Raw genomic sequence first — 23,123 nt, 5'->3', positions numbered from 1 at the left:
AATCCGAGCCAATCCGGGACTGCCCCGTTCACCAGCCCCTAAGGCCTGCATTGTTATTGGCCTGATTGCGATTATTTTAGAGGCTTGAGGGCCTTCTGCCCGGAAAGACGCTTTGCAATGAACGACAAGGAAAAGAAGCCCGGCAACCCCTGGACGAAGAGCCTGCTGATCTGGGTCGGCGTCTTGTTCGCGCTGGTCCTGTTCGTGCAGATGATCGACGGCGGCTCAAAGAGCCAGACCGGCCAGGCCATGGCCTATTCCGACTTCGTTCGGCAGGTGAACGAGAATAGCGTTCGCGCCGTCACCATTGCGTCCGGCGCGGGCAGCAATGCCCAGATCACCGGCAAGCTCGCCAGCGGCGAGACCTTCCACACCACCGCGCCTGCCGACGCCAAGGTCACCGACCTCCTGATTTCAAAGGGCGTCGCGGTCCAGGCGAAGGGCGAGGAAGGCTCGAGCATCTGGCTCTACATGCTCTACAATTCGCTGCCGTTCCTGCTCATCCTCGGCATCAGCTTCTTCGTAATGCGCCAGATGCAGAAGAACGCCGGCTCGGGCGCCATGGGCTTCGGCAAGAGCCGCGCGCGCATGCTGACCGAGAAGCAGGGCCGGGTGACCTTCGCCGACGTCGCCGGCATTGATGAGGCTCGCGAAGAGCTTGAGGAAATCGTCGAGTATTTGAAGGACCCGGGCAAGTTTGCGCGCCTCGGCGGCAAGATCCCCAAGGGTGCGCTGCTGGTTGGCCCTCCGGGCACCGGCAAGACGCTGCTCGCCCGCGCCATTGCGGGTGAGGCAGGCGTTCCCTTCTTCACAATCTCCGGCTCGGACTTCGTCGAGATGTTCGTCGGCGTCGGCGCCAGCCGCGTCCGCGACATGTTCGACCAGGCTAAGAAGTCCGCGCCGTGCATCGTCTTCATTGACGAAATCGACGCCGTCGGCCGCCACCGCGGCGCCGGGCTCGGCAACGGCAATGACGAGCGTGAACAGACGCTCAATCAGCTGCTGGTCGAGATGGATGGCTTCGAAGCCAATGAAGGCATCATCATCATCGCCGCGACCAACCGTCCGGACGTGCTCGACCCGGCGCTGCTGCGTCCGGGCCGCTTCGACCGCCAGGTCGTCGTGCCGCGCCCGGACATCGACGGCCGCGAGCAGATCCTCAGCGTTCACATGAAGAAGGTGCCGCTGGCGCCCGACGTCGATGCTCGCGTGATTGCGCGCGGCACGCCCGGCTTCTCCGGCGCCGATCTCGCCAACCTCGTTAATGAGGCAGCGCTCCTCGCTGCCCGCAAGGGCAAGCGGCTGGTCGCGATGCACGAGTTCGAGGAGGCCAAGGACAAGGTGATGATGGGGACCGAGCGCCGGTCCATGGTCATGACCGAGGACGAGAAGCGCATGACCGCCTATCACGAGGCCGGTCACGCCATCGTCGCGCTTCACGAGCCGGCATCCGATCCGATCCACAAGGCGACGATCATCCCGCGCGGCCGTGCACTTGGCATGGTCATGCGCCTGCCGGAGCGCGACAGCTACAGCTACCATCGCGACAAGATGTACGCGAACCTCGCTGTCGCCATGGGCGGCCGCGTCGCCGAAGAAGTGATCTTCGGCTACGACAAGGTGTCTTCGGGCGCGTCGTCGGACATCCAATATGCGACGCAGCTGGCGCGTGACATGGTTACGCGCTGGGGCATGTCGGACGCGCTCGGGCCGCTGCAATATGCGGAGCCGGACGAGGAAGTTTTCCTCGGCTATTCGGTCAACCGCACGCGGCAGATGTCGAACGAAACCGCGCAGGCGATCGACAACGAGATCCGCAAGGTCGTCGAGGACGGCTATGCGCGCGCCAAGCATCTGCTCGACGAGCACCGGGCTCAGCTCGAGACGCTCGCTCAGGCGCTTCTCGAATTCGAGACGCTATCGGGCGACGAGATCAAGAAGCTGATGGCCGGCGAGACGATCGATCGCGGCGGGACCAAGGGTCCGGCGCTCCCCGCTGCTGGCTCTTCGATCCCGAAGGCCAAGCGTCCGAAGGCGGGTACGATCGGCGGGCCAGCGGCCGCCGGCGCCTAGTTCACCTGTCGTTCAAGGCTAAAAGCCACTCTGCGGCGTGGTGCTGTGGAGTGGCTTTTTTATGCGTAAATCGATCCTTGTGGCAGTGGCCGTTTCCATCGCCGTTCCGGTCCTGGCCGCGCCGCCCGGAAGCGCGCAGAACTTCCTCGACCGCGCCAACCGGCTGAAGGGGAAGGGGCCGTTTGCGCTGATGGACAGCGACTACGGACGGCTCAAGGCCGAGGCCACCGCGGTCGGCAAGTCGATCGGCGATGAACGCCGCGCGGCTGAGCGCGCCGGAAAGCCCGTCCTCCACTGCTCGCCAACACCTCGCGCGCAACTGGGCTCGTTCGAGTTCATCGATGGGCTGGAAGCCATTCCGGCCGTCGAACGCGTGCGGATGAGCCTGCGGGACGCGATGCTCCGCATCCTTCAGAAGAAATATCCCTGCCGTCGCTAGCTGCTTGCGCCGATGGCGGCGATTGTCGCCGCGAACAATGCAGCTGCGATGATGGCAAAGGTGACAAGGGCCATCGTCCGCATGATCGCGCTGAACCGGCCTAGCCCGTACGCCTGCTTGAGCTGGCGATACATGTGGAACGGCGGGACGAAAAACAGCAGCCCGGCCAGGCCGGTCAGCCCCGCACTGACCAGCAATCCGCTGGCGATCACGAGCATCATCATGAACGACAGCGAGTAGGTCACGAAAACGGCGTGATCGTAGGTGTTGAAGCTTCGCCGGAACGGGAACAGCAGCCACATGAAGGGCACCGAAAGCGGGATTAACATCCAGCTGTATTTCGACGCCGCATCCTGGACCTTCATCGTCACGACCTCCGGGTTGTCGCGCGCGTTTTCGATGAAGGGCCGAAGCCAGCCGGGCGTGCCGTTGTCGATATCGCCGGTGACTAGGGGCGTTCCGCTCAGCATCTTCGCCGTCTCGGCGATGTCTTCCTTCCGCTTGGCGATCTTCTTGTCGAGTTCCGCGACAGGCTTCCCGGCAGCGAGGTCGGCCTTGCGCTGAGCCTCCAGCTTCACGATTTTCGCCTGCGCGTCGACGATTTCGGTCTTCAGGCCTTCCTTGAAATTCTTGGTCGTACCGGAGCCGAGTGCTCCGGTATAATTCAGCACGGCGAACATCGCGAAGACGGTGAACAGATAGAGAGCGACCGGCGAGATGAAACGTGCCCGCTCTCCGGCAATGTAGCGGCGGGTCATTTCGCCAGGCCGCCACGCCAGCATCGGCAGCGTCCGCCAGATCTTGCCTTCGAAATTGAAGAGGCCCTGGACGAAATCCTGCAGGAAGCCCCTCACCGAGCGGTGGACGTGCGACTTTTGCCCGCAGGCGGAGCAATAGGGCCCGATGAGCTTGGTGCCGCAGTTAAGGCAGTTCTTTTCATGGGTGTGGCCGCCTGTCTCACCGGCCTGAGGCTCGACCGCACGCGCCACCAAACCGCCCGTGATTGCGTCGCCAATCGCTTCGAATTCGCCCATTCTAACCCCCGCGCGGATATTAGGCGGGCACGGGGCCTCATGCTAGCTGCTGTTCGATGGCGCGCATCGGTCTCCTTGGCGGCTCCTTCAACCCTGCGCATCGGGGGCACCGGCGCATCAGCCTCGAGGCGATGCGGACGCTCGGGCTCGACGAGGTCTGGTGGCTGGTGTCGCCGGGAAATCCGCTCAAGGAAGGTGCCCGGGACATGGCGTCTTTCGAAGCGCGCTTCGCTTCCGCCGAGCGGATGGCGCGCCGGGCGCCGATCCGGGTCAGTGATTTCGAACTACGGGAAGGCACGCGCTACACCGTCGAGACGGTGCGAAAGCTCAAGACGCGCTACCCGCAAGACCGCTTCATTTGGTTGCTTGGAAACGACACCCTGCCAAATTTTCACTTATGGCGCGATTGGAGGGGCTTAGCGCGCGAAGTGCCGATTGCGGTGATTCGCCGGCCCGGTTATGATTCAGCTGCCCACGCGGCGCGCGCGATGGGCTGGCTTAGAAGGTTCGTCCGGCCTCCTAGCCAGGCAAATGACTGGACGGAGTGGAGTGCACCGGCGATCCTGTTCCTTCGCCTGCCGCCTGACCCCACGTCCGCAACCGCTATCCGCGCGCACGATCCCAGCTGGTATAACCGAACGCCGAAATCCGCTAAGACGCGCGGGCGTCTGGCTAAACCCCTGTTCGCCAGGAGACCCCTTGACTGACCATCCCAATGAGACTTCCGGCGCGCCGGCAGGCACGCCCGTTGAGGTCGAGGAGCTGCACAAGCTCGTCCTCCAGTCGCTGGACGATGATCAAGCGCAGGAAGTCATCTCCATCCCGCTGACGGGGAAGTCCAATATCGCCGACCATATGGTGATCGCCTCGGGTCGCTCGACACGACAAGTCGCGTCGATGGCGGTTAAGCTTGCTGACAAGATCAAGCAGCAATTTGGCCGCAACGTCCGCATCGAAGGGCTCCCGGCAGCGGACTGGGTGCTAATCGACGCGGATGATGTTATCGTGCACATCTTTCGTCCAGAGGTTAGAAATTTTTACAATTTGGAACGAATGTGGGCGTTTGGCGACGATTCAGGCGTGAGTGCTACGGCACGCGGGTGAGGGCCATGCTACCGAGAAACCGTCTTGTTGCACTGCTGGTGTCAATTTCGGCGTTCGTCGCGCAGCCCGCGGCGGCGGCGTCGTCCGCGAGCCTCGTCAGCCTCGAACAGCAATTGAGCTACCTCGTTGCCGGCAAGTCGGCCGACGTCGGAATCGCCGCGCTCGACCTTAACAGCGGCGAGACGGTCAGCATCAAGGGCAGCACGCCGTTCCCGATGGCCAGCACGGTAAAGGTCGCGGTCGCCGCGCTTTACCTTGCACAAGTCGACCATGGCCGGCGCTCTCTAGACGACACGATCAATGGACAGCCGGTGCGCAGCCTCATGCGCCGGATGCTGATCCATAGCGACAATGTCGCGACCGACATCATCCTCAAGGATCTCGGCGGCCCGACCGTTCTTCACAATTGGCTTACCGATAACGGCGTCACCGGCCTTCGCGTCGACCGCACGATCGCGCAGTTGCTAAGCGCCAAGCGCGACCTTTGGGACCGCCGCGATTCCAGCACGCCGACGGCAATGGTCGACCTGCTTCGCCGCATCTACAAGGCTGAGCTGATCAAACCGTCGAGCCGTAATTACCTGCTTGACCTGATGTCGCAGTGCGAGACAGGCAAGAACCGCATGAAGGCGCTGCTGCCCAGCGGAACACCGGTCGAGCACAAGACCGGGACGCTGACTGGCCTCGCCGACGACGTCGGCTTCATCACCATGCCGGACGGCCGCCGCATCGCCGTTGCGATCTTCACGCGCGGCGGCGCGGATCGCCCGCGGACGATAGCCGAAGCAGCCCGTGCGATCTACGATGGCTTCAAGTCGGCCTTCACATGGCCGTTCCGGCCGGCTCTCACCGCACAGTAAGTGCTTCTTCACATCGTTGCGCGCGGGAAGATCGGCCGCTCTCCGGAGGCCGAGCTGGTCGAGCGTTACGTCAAAAGGATCGCTTGGCCGACCAAGCTGACCGAGCTTCCCGACAAAGGCGGTAGTCTTGCCCCGCTTCCCGGCAATTCGGTCTCCGTTGTCCTCGACGAGCGCGGCTCGACAATGACGTCCATCGAACTGGCGAAGAAGCTTGAGGCATGGCGCGATGCCGGAAAGCGGGAATGCCGGTTCCTGATCGGTGCCGCCGACGGGCACCCCGAAGAGCAGAGGCAGGACGCTGACCTGCTTTTGTCCTTCGGCGCCGCGACCTGGCCGCACCTTTTGGTGCGCGCGATGCTGGCGGAGCAGCTGTTCCGCGCAACGGCGATCCTTGCGAACCATCCCTATCACCGCGAAGGATAGGACATGCGCCGGTTCGCCCTCGTCCTGATTGCCGTGCCGCTGCTGGTTGCGGCAAGCGCGCCGGTGGTCACGCCGGCGAGCACGCCCGATAGCGATCTTCAACGAGCGCAATCGGAGCAGGCTGCGGCCGAAAAGGAAGCCGGACGCCTCAGCCAGCTTGCGGCCAACGCCCGCAACGAAGTCGATCGAGTGCGCGCCGAGCAGGCTGCCGCAGCGCAGGGCATGGAAGCTGCCGAAGCGCGCATCACAGCTGCGGACATCCGGCTCCGGATGGCGTCGGCTTTCGTGGCCGCGCACCAGCGGAAGTTGGCGGAGGAACAGCGACCGGTCGCCTCGCTGCTCGCTGGCCTCGCGGTGATGGCGCAGCGCCCGCCACTATTGGCGATCGCCGACCGCGGAAGCGCCGACGAGCTTGTGAAGGTCCGGCTACTGCTGGACTCCACACTGCCCATCATCCGCGCGCGGACCGCCAGGCTTTCCGTTCAGCTCGACGAGAGCAGGCGTCTGGAGGCGAGCGCCTTGGCCGCGCGGTCGGAACTGGAAGGCAGTCGCAAGGACCTTGGCGCCAAGCGGCAACGCTTTGCCGCGCTGGAGCAGCGCGCACTCCAGCTCGCGGCCAAGTCTGGCTCGGCCGCGCTCGGCGCCGGCGATGTTGCGATCGCGGCATCGGAGAGTGTCGAGCGGCTTCGCGGATCGGAATCGAGTAGCCGGAGCGCTGCCGCGCTTGCCGGACAGCTAGCCGGCGAGGACGCTGCTCCGCCACGGCCGACGGCAGGCGAGGGGCGTTTGACGCCACCTCCGTTCGCCTATCAGCTGCCCGCTGCCGCCGCGGTCACCGAAGGACTTGCTGCGGTAAACGAGAGCGGCGTCCGCGCGCGCGGGCTGACGCTCGCAACCTGGCGCGGCGCGCCGGTCACCGCGCCCGCGGCCGGCACCGTACGCTTTTCGGGCCCCTTCCACGATTATGACGGGGTTTTGATCATCGACCACGGCGGCGGCTGGCTCAGCCTCCTCGTCAACATCTCCTCGGCGCTCAAGCCAGGCGACCGGGTCGCGCTCGGCGAGGATGTCGGTCGGGCGCTTGGACCGCTGCAGGTCGAATTGTCCCAATATGGACGTCGAATCTCGCCTGCTATCATCGCAGGTTCATCTCAAAGCCTGTCAAAGGACCCTAAAGGCAGCTAAATGTCTGGGAAAAGCCCCTCAGGACGCGACGTCATGAAAAACATCCGCAAATATCTCCCGCCGCTCGCCGTGCTCGGCGCTCTCACGCTTGTGCCCGCGGCGACCAGCTCCTTCGCTGCCGCCGACACGACGAATTACCAAGAGCTCGAGAAGTTCATGAGCGTCTATGAGCGAGTGAAGGCGAACTATGTCGACAAGGTCGACGACAAGACGCTGATCAAGGGCGCCATCGATGGCATGCTCTCCTCGCTCGATCCGCACTCGAGCTACGTCGAAGCGAGCGACTTCGATCAGCTGAAGACCACCACCGACGGCAATTACGGCGGTCTCGGCCTCACCGTTTCCATTGAGGACGGCGCGGTAAAGGTCATCGCACCCACCGAAGATACGCCGGCGTGGCGCGCCGGCGTGAAGGCCGGCGACTATATCACCCACATCAACGGCGAGTTGGTTTACGGCCTCAGCCTTGACGAAGCCGTGTCGAAGATGCGCGGCGAGCCGGGTACGCCGATCAAGCTGACCATCGTTCGTCCGGGCCGCGACAAGCCGCTCGACCTGACCATGAATCGCGAGCGGATCGAAGTCCGCGCCGTGAAGTGGGAGATCAGAGACGGTATCGGCTACATCAACATCAACACCTTCTCGGGCAACGTCGCCGACCAGACCAAGGCGGCGCTTGTTGCGATCGACAAGGCTACGGGCGGGCACCCGCTCGGCTATGTCGTCGACCTCCGTTCGAACCCGGGCGGACTGCTCGACCAGGCCGTCGACGTCAGCGACGCTTTCCTTGAAGGCGGCGAGATCGTCTCCCAACGGGGTCGCGAGAAAGACGATATCGAGCGCTACTACGCCCGTCCGGGCGACCTCGCGCACGGCCTTCCGGTCGTCGTCCTCGTAGATGCCGGCACCGCTTCGGCGTCGGAGATCGTCGCCGGCGCACTGCAGGATCACCGCCGCGCGCTGATCATGGGTGAAAAGAGCTTCGGCAAGGGCTCAGTCCAGACCGTCGTGCAGACGGGGCCGGATGCGGCGCTCCGTCTAACCACGGCGCGTTACTATACGCCCTCGGGCCGCTCGGTTCAGGCGGGCGGGATCGATCCCGACATTGCCGTGCCGCAGCTGACCGACCCGGACTATAAGGACCGCCGCGTCGTCCGCGAAGCCGACCTTCGGCGCCACCTGCTCGCGCAGTCCAAGGTCGAGGACAAGCTGCTGGAGGGTGACGACACGCCCGATCCGCGTTTCTCGGCGAAAGCGGACGAGCTGGAGAAGAAGGGCATCAAGGACTTCCAGCTCTATTATGCGCTGAACACGCTGAAGCGGCTGGCCGCGCCTGCGGCGGTCGCCTCCGCCGCGCCGCAAAAGAAGTCGCGATAAGAGCCTGATGAGCGAAGCGATCGCCGTTCGGGGCAGCTCCTCCGCCTGGTCGCCGGCCGCGGTCGCGCGGTTGATTGCCTTGCTTCTGCCGGTCGCGCTTCTGGGCGGCGCATTGGGCTCGCAGTATCTCGGTGGGCTCCACCCTTGCGAGATGTGTTACTGGCAGCGCTGGCCGCATGGCGCGGCGATCCTTCTCGCACTGCTCGCCTTCACGGCGCCGGCCGAGACCAAGCGCTCGCGCTCTCTCACGATGTTGGCCGCGCTTGCGATCGCGGTTTCCGGCGCGATCGGCGTCTACCACGCGGGTGTCGAAGCCAAGGTGTTCGAAGGCTTCACGACCTGCACCGCGACAATCCACGGCACCAACACGGCCGACCTGCTCAAGCAGATCACGCACGCGCCGCTCGTCCGCTGCGACCAGATCCAGTTCACCTTCCTCGGCATTTCGATGGCCGGCTGGAACGCCATCCTTTCCCTGAGTGGCGCAGCGATCATCTTTCTGCTCAGTTTGCGCGGCGCGCGTCGATGATCGGCTGGCGGCCCGGAGATCGGCGGCCAGACCGCGCGTCAATGATCCGTGTCGACCATGCCGGCGAATATGGCGCGACCCGCATTTACGCCGGGCAGCTCGCTGTGCTGCGCCGCAACGGCACGGAAGCCAAGTTGATCGCGCGCATGGCGGCGCAGGAGGAGCGGCATCTGGCGCGCTTCAACGTGCTCGTCGCTCAGAGGCGGGTTCGCCCGACCGCGCTTCAGCCGTTCTGGAACGTCACTGGATTTGCGCTAGGTGCTGCAACCGCACTTATCTCCGAGGAGGCCGCCTTGGCCTGCACCGACGCGGTCGAGACGGAGATCGACAAGCATTACGCCAGCCAGCTCGCCGAACTGGGCGATGACGACCCGGAGCTTTCGGGCGACATCGCGGAATTCCAGGCGGAGGAACTGGAACACCGTGACACGGCCCGCGCCGCCGGCGCGACGAATGCGCCGGCCTATCCTCTGCTGACCGCGGCGATCCGTGCCGGGTGCAGGGTGGCCATCGGACTGTCGAAGCGGATATAAGGAACTTGGGGCGTCTCTCGCCCGCTGGAGCCCTGGAAAGGACGCGTTAGAGCAATGACGAAGCTGATCATCACCCTCGCCGCGGCGGCAAGCGCCACCGGGGGTCTCGTCGCCCTGCCAGCGCCCGCACTTGCCCAGGCATCGTCGAACGTCGCCGAGATTGTCGTTTACGGCAACGATCCCTGCCCGCGCTCGACCGACGATCAGGTGGTCGTCTGCGCACGCCGCCCGGAGGCTGATCGCTTTCGCATCCCGGAGAAACTGCGCCCGAGCGGCACCCGCCAGCAGACCGAGGCCTGGGCCAACAGGTCCAAGGCGCTTGAAACCGTCGGCTCGACCGGAATCAACAGCTGCTCGCCCGTCGGGCCGGGCGGCTATACCGGCTGCCTGACGCGCGTCATTCGCGACGCGCGCGAACAGAACCAGCAGAAGTCGCCAGACACCACTCCGCCCGAGCAGTAAGGCTTCAGGGAACCGGATTGCCACGCAGCGGCGTTGTGCCTGCGTGGCGACCGACCTGACCGAACAGAGCAAGTTTCAGTGGCTGGCGAGGTTCGGCCTCCTCGTTCGCGGCCTTTTGTACATTGTCATCGCGCTGCTGGTGATCGCCACCGGGCGAACCGAGGATCTGACCGGCGCGATGGAATATCTCGACCACGGCTTTGGCCGCTGGCTCACCATCCTGCTGGTCGTCGGAATGACCGGATACGGCTTCTGGCGAGCATGCGACGCTGCGTTCGGGATGGATAGCGGCCGTCATCACCCCAAGGCCTGGCGCCGGCGCATCGCAGCCGCCGGCAGCGGCGCAATCTACCTTTTCCTCGCCTACAAGGCGGCGCGCATCATGGTGCAAGGCCGCGCCAATTCCGGGGACGCGCACGAACATATCGCACAGGCTCTTCACCTGCCAGCGGGCGCCCTAGTTCTCGCTGTCGCCGCGGCCGTCCTATTCGGAACCGGCGCGGTGCAGATCTACAAGGCCTTCAGCTGCTCTTTCCTAAACCATCTCGACGATGCGGCCCGTCGGCCGTCCGCGCGCTGGCTTGGCCGCATCGGCTATGCGGCACGGGGCGTGATCTTCATCACCGTCGGCTACCTGCTCGCCAAGGGCGCTTTCTATCATAGCGCGGCGGAGACGGGCGGGCTCGAGCAAGCGCTCGATACCTTACGCGGCCCGCTGCAAGTCCCGGTTGCCGCAGGGCTTCTGCTGTTCGGCGTCTACTCGATGATCGAGGCGCGCTACCGCTCGATCAACAAGCCCCCCACCGACCACATCAAGCGCAAGGTTCAGAAGGCGATCGCCGCTTAGGCTTTCGCTTTCTCCGCGGCGATCCACGCGTTGATCCGCGTCTCGACCGCATCGAGCGGCAGCGGGCCCTGCCCCAGCAGCTCGTCGTGAAAGCGGCGCACGTCGAACTTTCCGCCCAGCTCCTTTTCCGCCTTCGCCCGAAGCTCGCGATATTTCAGCTCGCCCAGCTTGTAAGCGAGCGCCTGTCCGGGCGTGGAGATGTAGCGGTTGACCTCGGCGTCGATATTCTCGTCGGTCAGCGCGGTATTGTCCTTCATGAAGGCAACCGCCTGCTTCTTGGTCCAGCCCTTGGAGTGGATGCCCGTGTCGACCACCAGCCGGCAGGCGCGCCACATTTCGTAGGACAGGCGGCCCATGTTCTTCTCGGGCGTATCGTAGAGGCCCATCTCGATACCGAGCCGCTCCGAATACAGTCCCCATCCTTCGACAAAGGCCGTGAAGAAGGTCGTGTACCGCCGCCACGGCGGCATCTCTAGCTCCTGCTGTAGCGCGATCTGGTTATGGTGGCCCGGCACGGCTTCATGCGCCGTCAGCGCAGGCAATTCCCACAGCGGCCGCTGGTCGAGGTGGGTGGTATTGACGAAGTAGGTGCCGGCAATCCCAGCGTCCGGACTGCCGGGAATATAGTAAGCGGTTGTGTTGCCCTCGGCGGTCTCGGCCGGAATTTCCTTCACGCCATAAGGAAGGCGCGGAAGACGGCCGAACAGGGTCGGCATCTTGCCGTCGAGGATCTTTGCCTGGAGCGCGGCCGCCTCCATTAGTTCGTGCGGCGTCTTGGCGAAATATTTGGGGTTGGTCCGCATCTCGGCGATCATCGCCTGACGCGAGGCAAAGCCGGCCTTCTTGGCGACATCGTCCATCTCGGCGCGAATGCGCGCAACCTCGCTGAGGCCAAGCTGGTGAATCTCGTCCGGTGTCTTGCCGGTCGTCGTGTGGAACCGGACGAGCCAAGCATAATAATCCTTGCCCTGGGGCAGGGAGGAGGCGCCGATTGTCCTCGAACAGCGCGGGATGACATCCTTGGCGAAGACCGCGCCGAGGTTGGTGTAGGCGGGGTTGATCTGCCCGCCGACGATGTCGCGGGCCTTCGCCTGCATCGCCGCCCAGTCGGCCGGCGCGATCGTCGCTGGGCGAACACCGGTGAACGGTGCGTAGAAGCGCGACTTGGTTGGGTCGGCGGCTACGACACCGGTGATGGTCCCGGCGAGCCGCGTCTCGGTGACACAGGGCTGCACATAACCCTTGCGCGCCGCGTCCGCGCTCATCGCGCCGTAAGCGTCGATGCGCTGCTTCAAGAACGCGAGCCGCGATAGATAGTTGTCGTAATCCGCGCGCGTGCGCAGCGGAAAGGATGTCAGCTGGTCAAGCAGGCTGTTGTGGTAGCTGCCGTTCGACGAATATTGCACCATCCGCTCGCCGAAGCGATTGAACTCGATGCTGTTTTTCAGCTGCCCGCGCAGGATCGCATAATTGGCCTGGTCGGCGGCGGTCAGCGATGCTGGAGGAATGGCTTCGAGCCGTTTGAGGAAGCCCGCCGCCTCGGCCGTCTGCCGGTCCATCGCGACAGTGCCGACCTCGTCGAGCTGCGCGTCATACTCATGGACGCCCGCCTGGCTTGCCAGCAACGGCGACTCCTTGAGCAACGTGGCCCAGTACTGATCCATCAGCGCGTGAAAATCTTCGGTCGGCCCGGCGAACGCCGGCGCCGAAATCGACAATACGGCCGCGGCCGCGAGCAACGTTGTCAACTTGCGCATCTGCCCATCCCCCAAGCAGTGTGGGGCGGAGCCTAAGCGCGTTATGGCTGATTGCAACGCCGGTTCGTCGACTACCGCTAAATGCCTGTATGGACATAAAAAGTCCAAGAACATAAATAGAACACATGGCCCAGTTGGACGTCCAGGCAAAGCTCGCGATCCTTGCTGACGCGGCAAAATATGATGCGTCCTGCGCATCGTCCGGGACATCGAGCCGCAACAGCAAAGGCGGCAAGGGCGTTGGATCGACCGAAGGCATGGGCATTTGCCACGCCTACGCGCCCGACGGACGCTGCATCTCGCTTCTCAAGATCCTGCTGACCAACAGCTGCATCTTCGACTGCGCCTATTGCATCAATCGCAAGAGCTCGAACGTCCGTCGCGCGCGGTTCACGGCGGAAGAAGTCGTCCGGCTCACGCTGGCTTTCTACAAGCGCAACTACATCGAAGGCCTGTTCCTCTCTTCCGGCATTATCCGCTCGTCCAACTACACGATGGAGCAGATCGTCGAGGTTGCCCGCAGTCTGCGTGAGGACCACGACTTTCGCGGGTACATTCACCTGAAGACGATTCCCGACGCCGACCCGGAGCTGGTTCGGCAGGCTGGCATTCATGCCGACCGCATTTCGATCAACGTGGAGCTTCCGACCGAAACCGGCCTCACCAAGCTGGCGCCGGAGAAGGATGCCGCCCGGATCGAGAGCGCAATGCGCGACATGAAAGCGTCGATTGCTGATGCCGGGGACGCGGCGAAGCACTTCAAGTCGGCCCCAAAGTTTGCGCCTGCAGGACAGTCGACGCAGATGATTGTCGGTGCCGACGCCGCAAGCGACGCTGACATCGTCGGCAAGGCAAGTACGCTCTATGTTCGCTTCGGTCTGCGCCGTGTCTATTACTCGGCCTTCTCGCCGATCCCCGACGCCAGCGCGGTCCTACCGCTCCAGCGCCCGCCGCTGATGCGCGAGCACCGACTTTACCAATCCGACTGGCTGATGCGTTTCTATGGCTTCGCGCCGAAGGAGGTGCAGAGCGCGGCCGACGAGCATGGCATGTTGCCCCTCGACATTGATCCCAAGCTCGCCTTGGCGCTCAAGTTCCGCGAAAGCTTTCCGGTCGACGTGAATCGGGCGCCAAAGGAGATGTTACTGCGCGTTCCCGGGCTTGGAACCAAGGCGGTGGAGCGCATCCTTTCGTCACGGCGTTGGCGGAAGCTTGGGCTCGACGACATCGCCCGTCTGACCTTGTCGATCACGAAGGTGCGCCCGTTCATCAGCACGTCGGATTGGCGGCCGACCTTGGTAACTGACCGAGCCGACCTGCGCATGCTGATTGCGCCGAAACAACATCAGCTGGAGCTGTTTGCGGCCTGATCGTGTTACGCGAAGGCCCAATGATCGATGCGAATCGCGTAACGCTCCCCGCGCCCGACGATTTCGACGGTTGGCGCGACGCCGCGCGCGACCTCGCCGAAGCGGGCGTTCCCGCAAGCGCGGTCGTCTGGCAGGTCGAAGGCGGCGAGGCGGACCTGTTCGGTTCGGACGTCGAGCCGCCGCCGGCGCCGAGCTTCCCCGTCCCGCGCGCTTTCGTCGACCTTGCCAAGTCCGTCATCTGCCATTTGGACCCGGAACGGTTCGCGCTGCTCTACGCGATGCTCTTAAGGCTGAAGGCCGACCGTCACGCGCTGGACGACCAGGCCGATCCGCTCGTCCGCCGCCTGCAGGATCTCGCGAAGGCCGTCCGGCGCGATATTCACAAGATGCACGCCTTCGTTCGCTTCCGGGAAATCGACGATCGCTTCGTCGCCTTCTTCGAGCCAGAGCATCACATCGTCCGCCGGGCCGCGAACTTCTTCGTCAATCGCTTCACCAACATGCGCTGGTCGATCCTGACCCCGGAGCTGTCGATCCATTGGGACGGCGAGAGGTTGACCGAGGGCCCCGGCGCCACGCGAGCCGAAGCGCCGGCTGGCGACCCGCTGGAGGAGACGTGGCGCACCTATTACGCCAGCATCTTCAATCCGGCGCGGCTGAAGGTCGGCGCCATGCTCAAGGAAATGCCGAAGAAATATTGGCGCAACATGCCGGAGACCTCGCTCGTTCAGCCCCTGATCGCCGGAGCGCGGCACAGGGAGCTGGAGATGGTCGACCGGTCCGTCGCCAAGGAAGGGTTGCAGCACGCCCTTGAAGCGGAGAGCCGCATCGAGCCCGGCGGCAATCTTCGCGCATCGTGGGAAGCCCTGCTGAAGGGCGCGCGCAAATGCACGCGCTGCGACCTCTACAAGCATGCGACCCAGACCGTGTTCGGCGAGGGCCCGCTTAACGCTTCGATCATGTTCGTCGGCGAGCAGCCGGGTGACCAGGAAGACCTCGCCGGCCGTCCGTTCGTCGGCCCGGCCGGACTGCTCTTCGACGCAGCGTTGGAGAAGGCCGGGATCGACCGCTCGACGACCTACGTCACCAATGCCGTGAAGCATTTCAAATTCGTGCCGCGCGGCAAGAAACGGATCCACAGCAAGCCGGGCGCCGGGGAGATCGAAGCATGCCGCTGGTGGATCGAGCATGAGCGCGAGCTGATCCGCCCGCCGGTAACCGTCGCCCTAGGTGCAACCGCCGCGCACAGCCTGTTCGGCAAGACGATGGCGATCGGCAAGAACCGCGGTGTCCCGCTCCAGCTCGCCGACGGCAGCGAATGCTGGATCACCGTCCACCCCAGCTTCCTTCTTCGGATTCCCGAAGAAGACCGCCGCCGCGAAGAGCGCGCCCTGTTCGTCCGCGACCTCAAGCGCATCAAGGACCGCGCCGCGGAGCTAGCGGGCTAGAAGCTGTAGCCGACGGTGGCCTTGATCGTGCGGGGTGCGCCCGGCGCGATATTGTTATCGGCGTTGGCGGTCGGGAAATAGTGCGCGCCAAGGAGGTTCTCCAAGTTGATCTGCGCCTCGACCCCGCGCGGCAGTGTGTAGAAGAGGGCGCCATCGACGCGGGCGTAGGCAGGCAGCTTCACCGCGTTGCTGATAGTCGCGTAGGTCTTCGATCGAGCGATCAGGCCGACGCCGACGCCGAACTGTTTGGTCAGGTCATAGCGGTTCCAAAGTGAGAGGCTGTGGCGCGGGACGAGCGGCACTTCGCGGCCGGCTGACGCAGCAGTCGTGGTCTTGGATATCTCCGCCTTTTGGAGTGAGTAGCCCGCCGAGACGAGCCAGCGGCTGGTGATGCTACGCTCGAGCCCGAGCTCGATGCCGCGGCTGCGCTGGGCGCCGGTGAGCACGATACGCGTCGGGTCGGTGGGATCGGTCGCGCGGGTGTTGGTGCGATCGAGCTGGTAGAGCGCCGCTGTCGCCAGCAGGCCATCGAAAATCTCCCACTTCGCGCCCGCTTCGTAATTGTCGAAGCGCTCCGGTGTAAGGCCTTTCGTGATGCTGGTGAGGCCGCTGAACTGGTCTCCCGATTGCGGTAAATAGGAACGGCTGTAGCTCGTGTAGATCGACAGATTGTCGGCCGGCTTGAAGACGATTCCGAGGCGCGGAGACCAGAGGCTGTCGCGACGGTTGAACGTGCCGGGGCTCGTCGGCCGCAGGTCGTCGACATGGGTGTTGAAGCTATCGAAGCGAATCCCGGCGACGATCTCGAGCCAACTCGCTGGGCGCAGCTGCTCCTGGATGTAGGCTGCGGCGACACTTGCTTTGACCCGATTGTTGGCATCGCTGGCAATCGGCGCCCACACGGCTTCGACGTCGACGGTGGGATCGCTAAGCGGCACCGCATTGCCATCGATGAGCTTGGATCCGGATAAGATGCCCGTGTTGCGGAGATTGCGTGACTTCTGATGGCCGATTTCGAAGCCGACGAGCAGTGTCTGGTCGATGCCGGCGAGACGGTTCTCCCAGATCAGATCGGTCTGGCTGAAGAGGTTCGTGCGGTCGTTGCGGTTGTTATACGCGCCAAGACGGACGCGTTCGGGCAGCGTCGCTGTCGCCGGCAGGACAGCACTGTTGGCGAAGATGTTTTGGTAGAATTTCGCGAAGTTGCCGAACATCGTGCGGTTTCGCAGCGTCAGGCCCTCGTTGAAGCTGTGTTCGATGCCGAGCGTCGCGACGTTTGCACTGACCCGTGCGTAGCTGTCGTTCGGGTCGCCGAAGAAGGTGCGGGTGAATCCGCGAACCGGCTCGCCGGCCAGCGACGGCACGCCACGATCCGCGGTGCGGCGGTCGTGGAAATATTCGTACGAGAGGTCGATGCGCGTGTCCGGGCCGATCATCAGCGCGGCGGTCGGGTTGATGCCATAGCGCTTCAGGTCGACATGGCGGCGAAAGCTATTGCCGTTCTCGTACATACCGTTGAGTCGGACATCGACGGTGCCACTGAGAGGCTGATCGGCGTCGCCGGCGAGGCGGAACCCGCCGAAGCCGTCGCCCGACGCCGCTAGCGACCGCGCGGTGTTGAACCTCGGCCGCTTGAGCACGCGGTTGATGATGCCGCCACCACCGCCTCGACCGAAGATCATGGCGTTGGGGCCTTTGAGCACCTCGACGCGGTCGACGTTGTAGAAGTCGCGGAAATACTGGACGTCGTCGCGCACGCCATCGACGAAGAAATCGGCGGTGCTGGAATTGCCGCGCAGCACCAGCGTGTCGCGATTGCCTTCACCTGAATTGTAGGAGGCGCCGGGCACGAAATTGAGGAGGTCCGAAACAGACCGCAGTTGCTGATCTCCGATTTGCGCAGCGGTGATGACCGTCAGCGCCTGAGGGATGTCCTTGATGTCAGTGTTCGTCTTAGTTGCAGTGCTCGTCTTTCGAACGCCATACTGCACGCGCTGCCCTGTTACCGTAATCGTCCCTTTGTCCCCGGCATCGGCCGTTCCGGCATCTGCAGCAGCGTCAGCGGCGAAGGCGCGCCCGGCGCTGCAGGCGAGAAGTACGGCAATTGAACCGGCAAGCAGGCGAGTCATTGTTTCCCCTTTGGACGATGCAAAGGGGTTTAGTGTTAATGATAGTCATTCGCAATAGCGGATTGATCACTCTGCTGCGAGCAGCGTTTCCGCACCTCCCAGGTCGACGGATACGAGGCGGCTGACGCCCTTTTCGATCATCGTAACGCCGTAGAGCCGGTCCATCCGGCTCATCGTCACGGCGTTGTGCGTAACGATGAGGTAGCGGGTATCCGTTTCCTGCGTCATGCGGTGGAGCAGTTCGCAGAAGCGCTCCACATTGGCGTCGTCGAGCGGGGCATCGACTTCGTCGAGCACGCAAATCGGCGCCGGGTTGGTCAGGAACAAGGCGAAGATCAGGGCCACCGCCGTCAGTGCTTGCTCTCCGCCGGAAAGGAGGGTCAGCGTCGACAGGCGCTTCCCCGGGGGCTGCGCCATGATCTCGAGGCCGGCCTCCAGCGGATCGTCACTTTCAACGAGCTCCAGATGCGCCTGGCCGCCGTCGAACAGCGTCGTGAACAGGCGACGGAAGTGGGCGTCGACCCTCTCATAGGCTTCGAGCAGCCGAATCCGGCCTTCGCGGTTAAGGTTGCCGATCGATCCGCGCAGGCGATTGATCGCCTGGGTCAATTCTTCGGCCTCCTCGGCGCCCTTGGTCCTCGATTCGTCGAGCTCGGCGAGCTCCTGCTCGGCGACCAGGTTCACGGGCCCGATCCGCTCGCGTTCTGCCGTCAGCCGTTCAAGATCGGCGGACTCGACATTGGCGTCGCGGACGACATCGGCATCGAAGCCCAGCTTTTCAGGCAGCCGCTGCGGGACGCATTCGAAGCGATCGACGCTGGTCGCAGCAAGCTCCGTGGCGCGAGCCTGCTGCGCCTCGGCGCGAGCGGAGGCGGCGGCGCGGCGCTCGCGGGCGTCCGCGACCCGCTCATTCGCAGCAGAGACTTCCGAGCCGGCCGAAACCACCGCTTCCTCGGCGGCGCGCTCGGCAGACGCCGCTTCGCCCACCTTGACCTGGCTTTCGCTGTTGGCGCGTTCAAACGCACCGATCTGCGCGTCGAGTTCGGCTGGCTCCTTTTCGAGCTCCGCCCGCTCGGCGCTTTGCTGCGTCTGCCGTTCCCGCGCGCTGCCCAGACGCTTCTCTGCGTCAGCTTGCCGCTTGCGCCAGTCGCCTTGCTCACGCGATGCGGCGCTCAAGCGTTCGCGATCGGCGGCGGTTTCGCGCGCCTTCATCGCAGCCTCCGCCCTCTTGTCGGCAACCTGAGAAGCGGCCGTGGCGGCCCGGCCTCGCGCACCTTCGACCTTATGCTCGAGCGCCGCGGGATCAGGAAGCGCGCCAAGCGCGCGCTCTGCAGACGCAACTGCCGCGCTTGCGGCCTCCATAACGGGTTCGAGGTCCGCCTGCCGCTGTGAAAGCCCCGCGCGCTGCGCCTCGATGCGCTCCAGGGCAGTGGACGCCGCGTCGCCCGCCCGCGTGGCGTCGCGCGCATCGCGTTCTGCCGACAGCGCCGCGTTGCGCGCTTGCTCGGCCGCAGTGCGGCATTGCTCCATTTGCGCCATGGCCGCGTCGCGCTCGCCGGACGCCGATTCAACTTTGCTCTGCAACGACGGCAGTTCTGCCGCCAGTGATGCGAGGCGGTTCACCCGAAGGAGCCGCTCAGCGGCTGCGGCGCCCGAAACTTCTGCGACGAAGCCATCCCACCGCCGCAGCCGGCCGTCGAGGGTAACGAGCCTCTGGCCAACGGCGAGAGGCTGCCCATTGTCCTGCTCAACGACGGCTACTTGCCGCAAGCGCCGCAATAGCTGGGCCGGAGCCGTCGCGCGATCAGCCAGGCAATCGGTGCCGGCCGGCAAGGCGGGATCGGACGCAAGCGTTTCGCTACCCTGCCAGCGGCGCGGACTGTCGCCTTCGCCGACCGCTGCGTCCGCGTCCTCGCCAAGTGCAGCAGCGAGCGCCCGTTCGTATCCCGGCTCGGCCTTCAGGCTGGCGATCGCCGCCCCGCCGCCTTGGTCGAGCGCGCGTGCCAAGGCATCATGCTCCGACTTCGCTGCAGAGGCTGCCGCGCGCGCGGCGGCAAGCTTGCTCTCGGCGCCATCGCGGGCTTCGGCGGCGGCCGAACGCCCCTGTTCGGCATCGACCCGCTGCTGTTCGGCGATCGCGAGCGCTTGCGCAGCGGCCTTCGCTTTAGCCTCCGCTTCGCTTCGCGCACGCACTTCCTCACTGCCGTCGCCAAGCGAAGCGAGCTGCTCGGCGAGCTTGTTTCGCTCCTGCTCGGTGCGGGCGCGCTGTGCGCGCGCCGCCTCGAGTGCAGCCTCGGCGACGCGCCGTTCGGCACGCATCGCCGCCTGCCGCGCGAGGATTTCGGCGAGGGCCGCTTCTGCTTCCCGCGAAGCGGTCTCCGCCGTGCTCAGCTCGGTCGCGATCCGCGCAGCATGGTTCTCGCTGTCGGCCAGACGCTGCTCGATCGCAGTCCGCTCGTCCTCCAGCTGTGCGATGGTTCGCCCGGCATCGTTCTGAAGCGCTTCCTCGCGCGCGATGTCGCCGGACAGCGAATCATCGAGCCGGTCGATCTCGGCAAGCCTGCGGGCAACGGTGTCGCGGCGTGCGCGAGCGGCGGCGAGCTGGTGCGCCAGTTCGTGACCATGCTCACGAAGGTCCTCCAGAGCTTTGCGCTTCTCGGCCAGCGCGGCGTTCGCTCGGTCCTGCGCGGCATGCGCCTCGACGATTGCAGCCTGGATAGATGTTACCTGCTCGCCAGCGGCCTTCGCTTCGGCATTGGCGGCTGCGGCTGTCCGTTCCGCCTCGGCCCAGCGGGCGTGGAGCAAACGCGCTTCGACCGCGCGGATCTGGTCGGTGAGTTTGCGGTAGCGCTCCGCTGCCCGCGCCTGCCGCCGCAGCTGCGACGCGCGCTGTTCCTGATCGCTGAGGATCTCGCCGAGCCGGGCGAGGTTGGCCTCGGTCGCGCGCAGCTTCTGCTCGGCGTCCTTGCGTCGCGCGTGGAGCCCCGAAATGCCGGCTGCTTCTTCAAGTAGCTGACGCCGCTCCACCGGCTTGGCGGCAATGACTGCGCCGATCTTGCCCTGGCTGACGAGCGCGGGCGAATGCGCACCGGTCGCTGCGTCAGCAAACAGGAGCGAAATGTCCTTGGCGCGGACATCGCGACCGTCGAGCCGGTAGGCCGAGCCTGACCCGCGTTCGATCCGGCGCGTGACCTCGCTTTCGCCGCGCTCTCCGTCCTCGCCAGTCTGGTGCTCCAACAGGATCGTGACTTCGGCGAAGTCGCGCGGTGGTCGCGTTGCGGTGCCGGCAAAAATAACGTCGTCCATGCCGCCGCCGCGGAGCGACTTGGGGCTGGATTCGCCCATGGCCCAACGGATAGCTTCAAGGAGATTGGATTTGCCGCAGCCGTTGGGGCCAACGACGCCGGTCAGCCCCGGCTCGATCCGCAACTCGGCGGGTTCGACAAAGCTCTTGAAGCCGCTGAGCTTCAGTCGCCGGATGCGCAAATTAGCCCCCCTGCGGTCACCCTAGCTTCCGGCCTCCTTCAGGAACGGCTCCAGCGACGCCCAATCGAACGCCGGCACTTTCTTGCCGTTGACGAAGATCGTCGGGGTGCCCTGCACGCCAAGTTCCTCGCCGCCCTTGATCATCTGCATGAGGCCGTCAGCCTGTGCCTGGCTGGTCAAGCACTGCTGCGCCTTTGCGGTCGGGATGCCGTGCGATGCCGCAATCGGCAGAAGCCCGGTCGTCTTCGCGATGCTGACCATCATCTGCGGCTGGGGCAAAGCGTTGAGCTTGTCCTGATCCGCCTGCGATAACTTTTCGACCTTTCCGCTCCACGTCGGCTGCGTCGCGTAAAGCTGGTCAGCCATCGGGAAGAAGTGCGCCGGCCCATTGCAGCGCGCGACCAGCGTTGCGGCAAGGTCGATCCCGTTCAATACGAAGGTGCGGAACTCGTAGCTCGCCTTTCCGGTGCGGACGTAATTTGCGAGCAGCGGCTTCACCGCGGTCGCGGCAAAGTGCCGGCAGTGCGGGCAGGTCAGCGAACCATATTCGATGACCTGGACCTTGGCCTTCGGATTGCCGACGACATAGCCGCCAGCGCTCGTCGTGCCGAAGGTCCGCGTCCAGTCGACCTTAGCGACAGCGCGCTTCGGCGCCGGCTTGGCGACGAGCGCACCCGCCGGCACCGTGATCGCCAATGCCGCCGCGACTAAGCGGCAGACGCGCGTCATTTTACCGCAGCCTCGAGCAACGGATCGAGCTTCTCGAACTCGGTCACGTCCTTGTCGGCCATCTTGCCGTTGATGATGAACGCGGGCGTGCCGGAGAATTCTGGATATTGATTGCTGACGTCGGCGGTGAACTGAACCTCATTGTCGATCATCTTCTGGTCGGCGAGGCACTGGTTGCTCTTGGCCTGCGGCACGCCCCGTGCGGCCGCCCAATCCTGCAGGCCCATCAGGTTCGCCATCTGCACGAACACCTGGTTCGTCGGCAGGTTTTGGGTCTCTGCGAGCTTGTCCTGCGGAACCGCCTGGATCTTGTCCAAAAAGGCCGTCTGATCCTTGTAAAAGGCCATGCTCAGCGGGAAGAATGACTTCGGGCCATTGCAGCGGGCGATGATGTTGGCTGCCATGTCGAGCGGCCCGTGAATGACGTAAGGCCGGAATTCCCAGCTGACCTGGCCATTCTTCACATATTTTTCGATGAGCTTGGGCGCGCCTTCTTCCTCAAACTTCTTGCAGTGCGGGCAGGTCAGAGATCCGATCTCGACCAGCTTCACCTTCGCCTCGGGGTTACCCATCATGAACCCGGCGGTGGTCGCGTTGACCACGTCGCCCCAAGTGCCGCCCGGCGGCGGTGCGGCCTGCGTGATCGTCACCTTGCCGCTTTCGGCGACTGGCGTGCTGCCTTCGCTGCCACTTTGGCTCTTTTTGCAGCCGGCCAATGCCAAGGCGGCCATCGCGCCGGCGAGAAGAATGCGGACCTTCATCGGTTCATTTGCTCCGGTTGATCACGGGTATGGGCTCTTCGCCGTCGCTGGATAGCGCGGGCGGGCCGCTGGTAGCGGCAATTTTTGCGCCAAGCGACTCCAGGCAGGCGCGAAGCTCGGGATCGGCGATCTCACGCAAACCTTCGCCAAGCTCCTTGGGCACCGGGAAAAGCTGAGGGCGCTCCGGGCGGGGCGGGGCGGCGGGCGGCTTGCCCTGCTTGAAGACGATGCGGTTGATCGCGGCATAGCCGAAGAAGCGGTTTACACGGTCGACGATCATCGGCGTCAGATGCTGGATCAGCGGCGCGTGGGCCCCGTCTACGAGCAAGGTCAGGCAGCCCCCTACCTTCTTGCCGGCCGGAAACTTGATCGATTCGGGTGATGAGACCTTGGAATATCGTTCGCCGACGATCTCGGACCAGCGGCTGACGATCGAGCTTTGGACGAAGCCAAAGCGGCGGAAGGAAACGCCGCCGATCGCGCCCAGCAGGTCACCTGCCGCCTGGGCGCGGCAACTGCGCGGCGAATCTTCCTGGGGCTGCTTTCGCTTCGACATGAACGTCGAGCATGCCATAGC

21 protein-coding genes are annotated in these 23,123 nt (G+C 64.6%); 14 read left to right on the top strand and 7 right to left on the bottom strand.

All coding sequences use genetic code 11. The features are described from left to right. The first annotated feature begins 117 nt into the window (after positions 1–117). Positions 118–2,073, top strand: coding sequence for an ATP-dependent zinc metalloprotease FtsH (gene ftsH / locus ABD704_RS07635; protein ID WP_344699087.1), 1,956 nt, complete (start codon positions 118–120; stop codon positions 2,071–2,073). A 61-nt stretch (positions 2,074–2,134) separates the two neighbouring features. Then, the gene (locus tag ABD704_RS07630) at positions 2,135–2,512 is read left to right on the top strand and encodes a hypothetical protein (protein WP_344699086.1); all 378 of its coding nucleotides are present in this window, start codon (positions 2,135–2,137) and stop codon (positions 2,510–2,512) included. Here ABD704_RS07630 and ABD704_RS07625 read toward each other — a convergent pair. Beyond that, on the bottom strand, positions 2,509–3,546 hold the full coding sequence (locus ABD704_RS07625) for a DUF3667 domain-containing protein (RefSeq protein WP_344699085.1): 1,038 nt from the start codon (positions 3,544–3,546) through the stop codon (positions 2,509–2,511). The genes ABD704_RS07630 and ABD704_RS07625 overlap by 4 nt on opposite strands. Before the next feature lie 56 nt (positions 3,547–3,602). On the opposite strand from ABD704_RS07625, the gene ABD704_RS07620 reads away from it, so the two are divergent. From ABD704_RS07620 to ABD704_RS07575, 10 genes are read left to right on the top strand one after another with little or no spacing between them, the layout of a single operon-like run. Continuing rightward, entirely contained in the window at positions 3,603–4,253 is a 651-nt protein-coding gene (locus ABD704_RS07620; protein WP_344699084.1) for a nicotinate-nucleotide adenylyltransferase, read from the top strand. Next, positions 4,246–4,650, top strand: coding sequence for a ribosome silencing factor (rsfS, locus tag ABD704_RS07615; RefSeq protein ID WP_344699083.1), 405 nt, complete (start codon positions 4,246–4,248; stop codon positions 4,648–4,650). Before ABD704_RS07620 ends, rsfS begins: the two co-directional genes overlap by 8 nt. Positions 4,651–4,655: 5 nt before the next feature. Then, positions 4,656–5,510, top strand: a complete 855-nt coding sequence (locus ABD704_RS07610; protein WP_344699082.1) for a serine hydrolase — start codon at positions 4,656–4,658, stop codon at positions 5,508–5,510. After that, positions 5,511–5,933: a 23S rRNA (pseudouridine(1915)-N(3))-methyltransferase RlmH gene (locus ABD704_RS07605; RefSeq protein ID WP_344699081.1), complete on the top strand. Its 423-nt coding sequence runs from the start codon at positions 5,511–5,513 to the stop codon at positions 5,931–5,933. A 3-nt stretch (positions 5,934–5,936) separates the two neighbouring features. Beyond that, the gene (locus ABD704_RS07600) at positions 5,937–7,118 is read left to right on the top strand and encodes a murein hydrolase activator EnvC family protein (protein WP_344699080.1); all 1,182 of its coding nucleotides are present in this window, start codon (positions 5,937–5,939) and stop codon (positions 7,116–7,118) included. Between the two features lie 33 nt (positions 7,119–7,151). Further along, positions 7,152–8,495 (top strand): S41 family peptidase, encoded by a 1,344-nt coding sequence (locus tag ABD704_RS07595; protein ID WP_344699079.1) that lies wholly within the window; start codon positions 7,152–7,154, stop codon positions 8,493–8,495. Positions 8,496–8,502: 7 nt separating this feature from the next. Further along, positions 8,503–9,024: a disulfide bond formation protein B gene (locus tag ABD704_RS07590; protein WP_344699078.1), complete on the top strand. Its 522-nt coding sequence runs from the start codon at positions 8,503–8,505 to the stop codon at positions 9,022–9,024. Between the two features lie 41 nt (positions 9,025–9,065). Further along, complete coding sequence (locus ABD704_RS07585) at positions 9,066–9,557, top strand: demethoxyubiquinone hydroxylase family protein (protein ID WP_344699077.1); 492 nt, start codon at positions 9,066–9,068, stop codon at positions 9,555–9,557. A gap of 54 nt (positions 9,558–9,611) precedes the next feature. Then, complete coding sequence (locus ABD704_RS07580; RefSeq protein WP_344699076.1) at positions 9,612–10,019, top strand: hypothetical protein; 408 nt, start codon at positions 9,612–9,614, stop codon at positions 10,017–10,019. 43 nt (positions 10,020–10,062) lie between these two features. Then, positions 10,063–10,866 (top strand): DUF1206 domain-containing protein, encoded by an 804-nt coding sequence (locus ABD704_RS07575; protein ID WP_344699075.1) that lies wholly within the window; start codon positions 10,063–10,065, stop codon positions 10,864–10,866. On the opposite strand, the gene ABD704_RS07570 is transcribed toward ABD704_RS07575, so the two are convergent. Beyond that, the gene (locus ABD704_RS07570) at positions 10,863–12,623 is read right to left on the bottom strand and encodes a DUF885 domain-containing protein (RefSeq protein ID WP_344699074.1); all 1,761 of its coding nucleotides are present in this window, start codon (positions 12,621–12,623) and stop codon (positions 10,863–10,865) included. The genes ABD704_RS07575 and ABD704_RS07570 overlap by 4 nt on opposite strands. A 125-nt stretch (positions 12,624–12,748) precedes the next feature. On the opposite strand from ABD704_RS07570, the gene ABD704_RS07565 reads away from it, so the two are divergent. Both ABD704_RS07565 and ABD704_RS07560 read left to right on the top strand, forming a co-directional pair. After that, positions 12,749–13,993, top strand: coding sequence for a putative DNA modification/repair radical SAM protein (locus ABD704_RS07565; RefSeq protein ID WP_344699073.1), 1,245 nt, complete (start codon positions 12,749–12,751; stop codon positions 13,991–13,993). Positions 13,994–14,013: 20 nt separating this feature from the next. Next, a complete protein-coding gene (locus ABD704_RS07560; protein ID WP_344699072.1) occupies positions 14,014–15,441 on the top strand; it encodes a UdgX family uracil-DNA binding protein in 1,428 nt (475 codons plus the stop codon). Here the strand turns inward: ABD704_RS07560 and ABD704_RS07555 are convergent. The 5 genes from ABD704_RS07555 to ABD704_RS07535 form a co-directional block, all read right to left on the bottom strand. Continuing rightward, complete coding sequence (locus ABD704_RS07555; RefSeq protein WP_344699071.1) at positions 15,438–17,570, bottom strand: TonB-dependent receptor; 2,133 nt, start codon at positions 17,568–17,570, stop codon at positions 15,438–15,440. The two genes, ABD704_RS07560 and ABD704_RS07555, sit on opposite strands and share 4 nt — an antisense overlap. A gap of 66 nt (positions 17,571–17,636) precedes the next feature. Then, positions 17,637–21,056 carry a chromosome segregation protein SMC gene (gene smc, locus ABD704_RS07550; protein ID WP_344699070.1) on the bottom strand — a complete coding sequence of 1,140 codons (3,420 nt, stop codon included), beginning with the start codon at positions 21,054–21,056 and terminating at the stop codon, positions 17,637–17,639. A gap of 21 nt (positions 21,057–21,077) precedes the next feature. Continuing rightward, the gene (locus ABD704_RS07545) at positions 21,078–21,785 is read right to left on the bottom strand and encodes a DsbA family protein (protein ID WP_344699069.1); all 708 of its coding nucleotides are present in this window, start codon (positions 21,783–21,785) and stop codon (positions 21,078–21,080) included. Further along, on the bottom strand, positions 21,782–22,546 hold the full coding sequence (locus ABD704_RS07540; protein ID WP_344699068.1) for a DsbA family protein: 765 nt from the start codon (positions 22,544–22,546) through the stop codon (positions 21,782–21,784). The genes ABD704_RS07545 and ABD704_RS07540 overlap by 4 nt, the downstream gene beginning before the upstream one ends. A 4-nt stretch (positions 22,547–22,550) precedes the next feature. Then, positions 22,551–23,102 (bottom strand): DUF721 domain-containing protein, encoded by a 552-nt coding sequence (locus tag ABD704_RS07535; protein ID WP_344699067.1) that lies wholly within the window; start codon positions 23,100–23,102, stop codon positions 22,551–22,553. Positions 23,103–23,123: the final 21 nt, after the last annotated feature.

It is taken from the genome of Sphingomonas limnosediminicola (genome assembly GCF_039537965.1).
GTDB lineage: Bacteria > Pseudomonadota > Alphaproteobacteria > Sphingomonadales > Sphingomonadaceae > Sphingomicrobium > Sphingomicrobium limnosediminicola.
The sequence above is the reverse complement of the archived record's forward strand: the minus strand, read 5'-3'. Positions and strand labels throughout refer to the sequence as shown.

Coding starts and splice junctions, on each gene's coding strand:
- ABD704_RS07610 (WP_344699082.1), top strand. CDS start 4,656: ATGCTACCGAGAAACCGTCTTGTTGCACTGCTGGTGTCAATTTCGGCG.
- ABD704_RS07545 (WP_344699069.1), bottom strand. CDS start 21,785: ATGACGCGCGTCTGCCGCTTAGTCGCGGCGGCATTGGCGATCACGGTG.
- ftsH (WP_344699087.1), top strand. CDS start 118: ATGAACGACAAGGAAAAGAAGCCCGGCAACCCCTGGACGAAGAGCCTG.
- ABD704_RS07580 (WP_344699076.1), top strand. CDS start 9,612: ATGACGAAGCTGATCATCACCCTCGCCGCGGCGGCAAGCGCCACCGGG.
- ABD704_RS07585 (WP_344699077.1), top strand. CDS start 9,066: ATGATCCGTGTCGACCATGCCGGCGAATATGGCGCGACCCGCATTTAC.
- ABD704_RS07595 (WP_344699079.1), top strand. CDS start 7,152: ATGAAAAACATCCGCAAATATCTCCCGCCGCTCGCCGTGCTCGGCGCT.
- ABD704_RS07600 (WP_344699080.1), top strand. CDS start 5,937: ATGCGCCGGTTCGCCCTCGTCCTGATTGCCGTGCCGCTGCTGGTTGCG.
- ABD704_RS07565 (WP_344699073.1), top strand. CDS start 12,749: ATGGCCCAGTTGGACGTCCAGGCAAAGCTCGCGATCCTTGCTGACGCG.
- ABD704_RS07570 (WP_344699074.1), bottom strand. CDS start 12,623: ATGCGCAAGTTGACAACGTTGCTCGCGGCCGCGGCCGTATTGTCGATT.
- ABD704_RS07620 (WP_344699084.1), top strand. CDS start 3,603: ATGGCGCGCATCGGTCTCCTTGGCGGCTCCTTCAACCCTGCGCATCGG.
- ABD704_RS07535 (WP_344699067.1), bottom strand. CDS start 23,102: ATGTCGAAGCGAAAGCAGCCCCAGGAAGATTCGCCGCGCAGTTGCCGC.
- ABD704_RS07625 (WP_344699085.1), bottom strand. CDS start 3,546: ATGGGCGAATTCGAAGCGATTGGCGACGCAATCACGGGCGGTTTGGTG.
- ABD704_RS07590 (WP_344699078.1), top strand. CDS start 8,503: ATGAGCGAAGCGATCGCCGTTCGGGGCAGCTCCTCCGCCTGGTCGCCG.
- ABD704_RS07555 (WP_344699071.1), bottom strand. CDS start 17,570: ATGACTCGCCTGCTTGCCGGTTCAATTGCCGTACTTCTCGCCTGCAGC.
- ABD704_RS07560 (WP_344699072.1), top strand. CDS start 14,014: ATGATCGATGCGAATCGCGTAACGCTCCCCGCGCCCGACGATTTCGAC.
- ABD704_RS07540 (WP_344699068.1), bottom strand. CDS start 22,546: ATGAAGGTCCGCATTCTTCTCGCCGGCGCGATGGCCGCCTTGGCATTG.
- ABD704_RS07630 (WP_344699086.1), top strand. CDS start 2,135: ATGCGTAAATCGATCCTTGTGGCAGTGGCCGTTTCCATCGCCGTTCCG.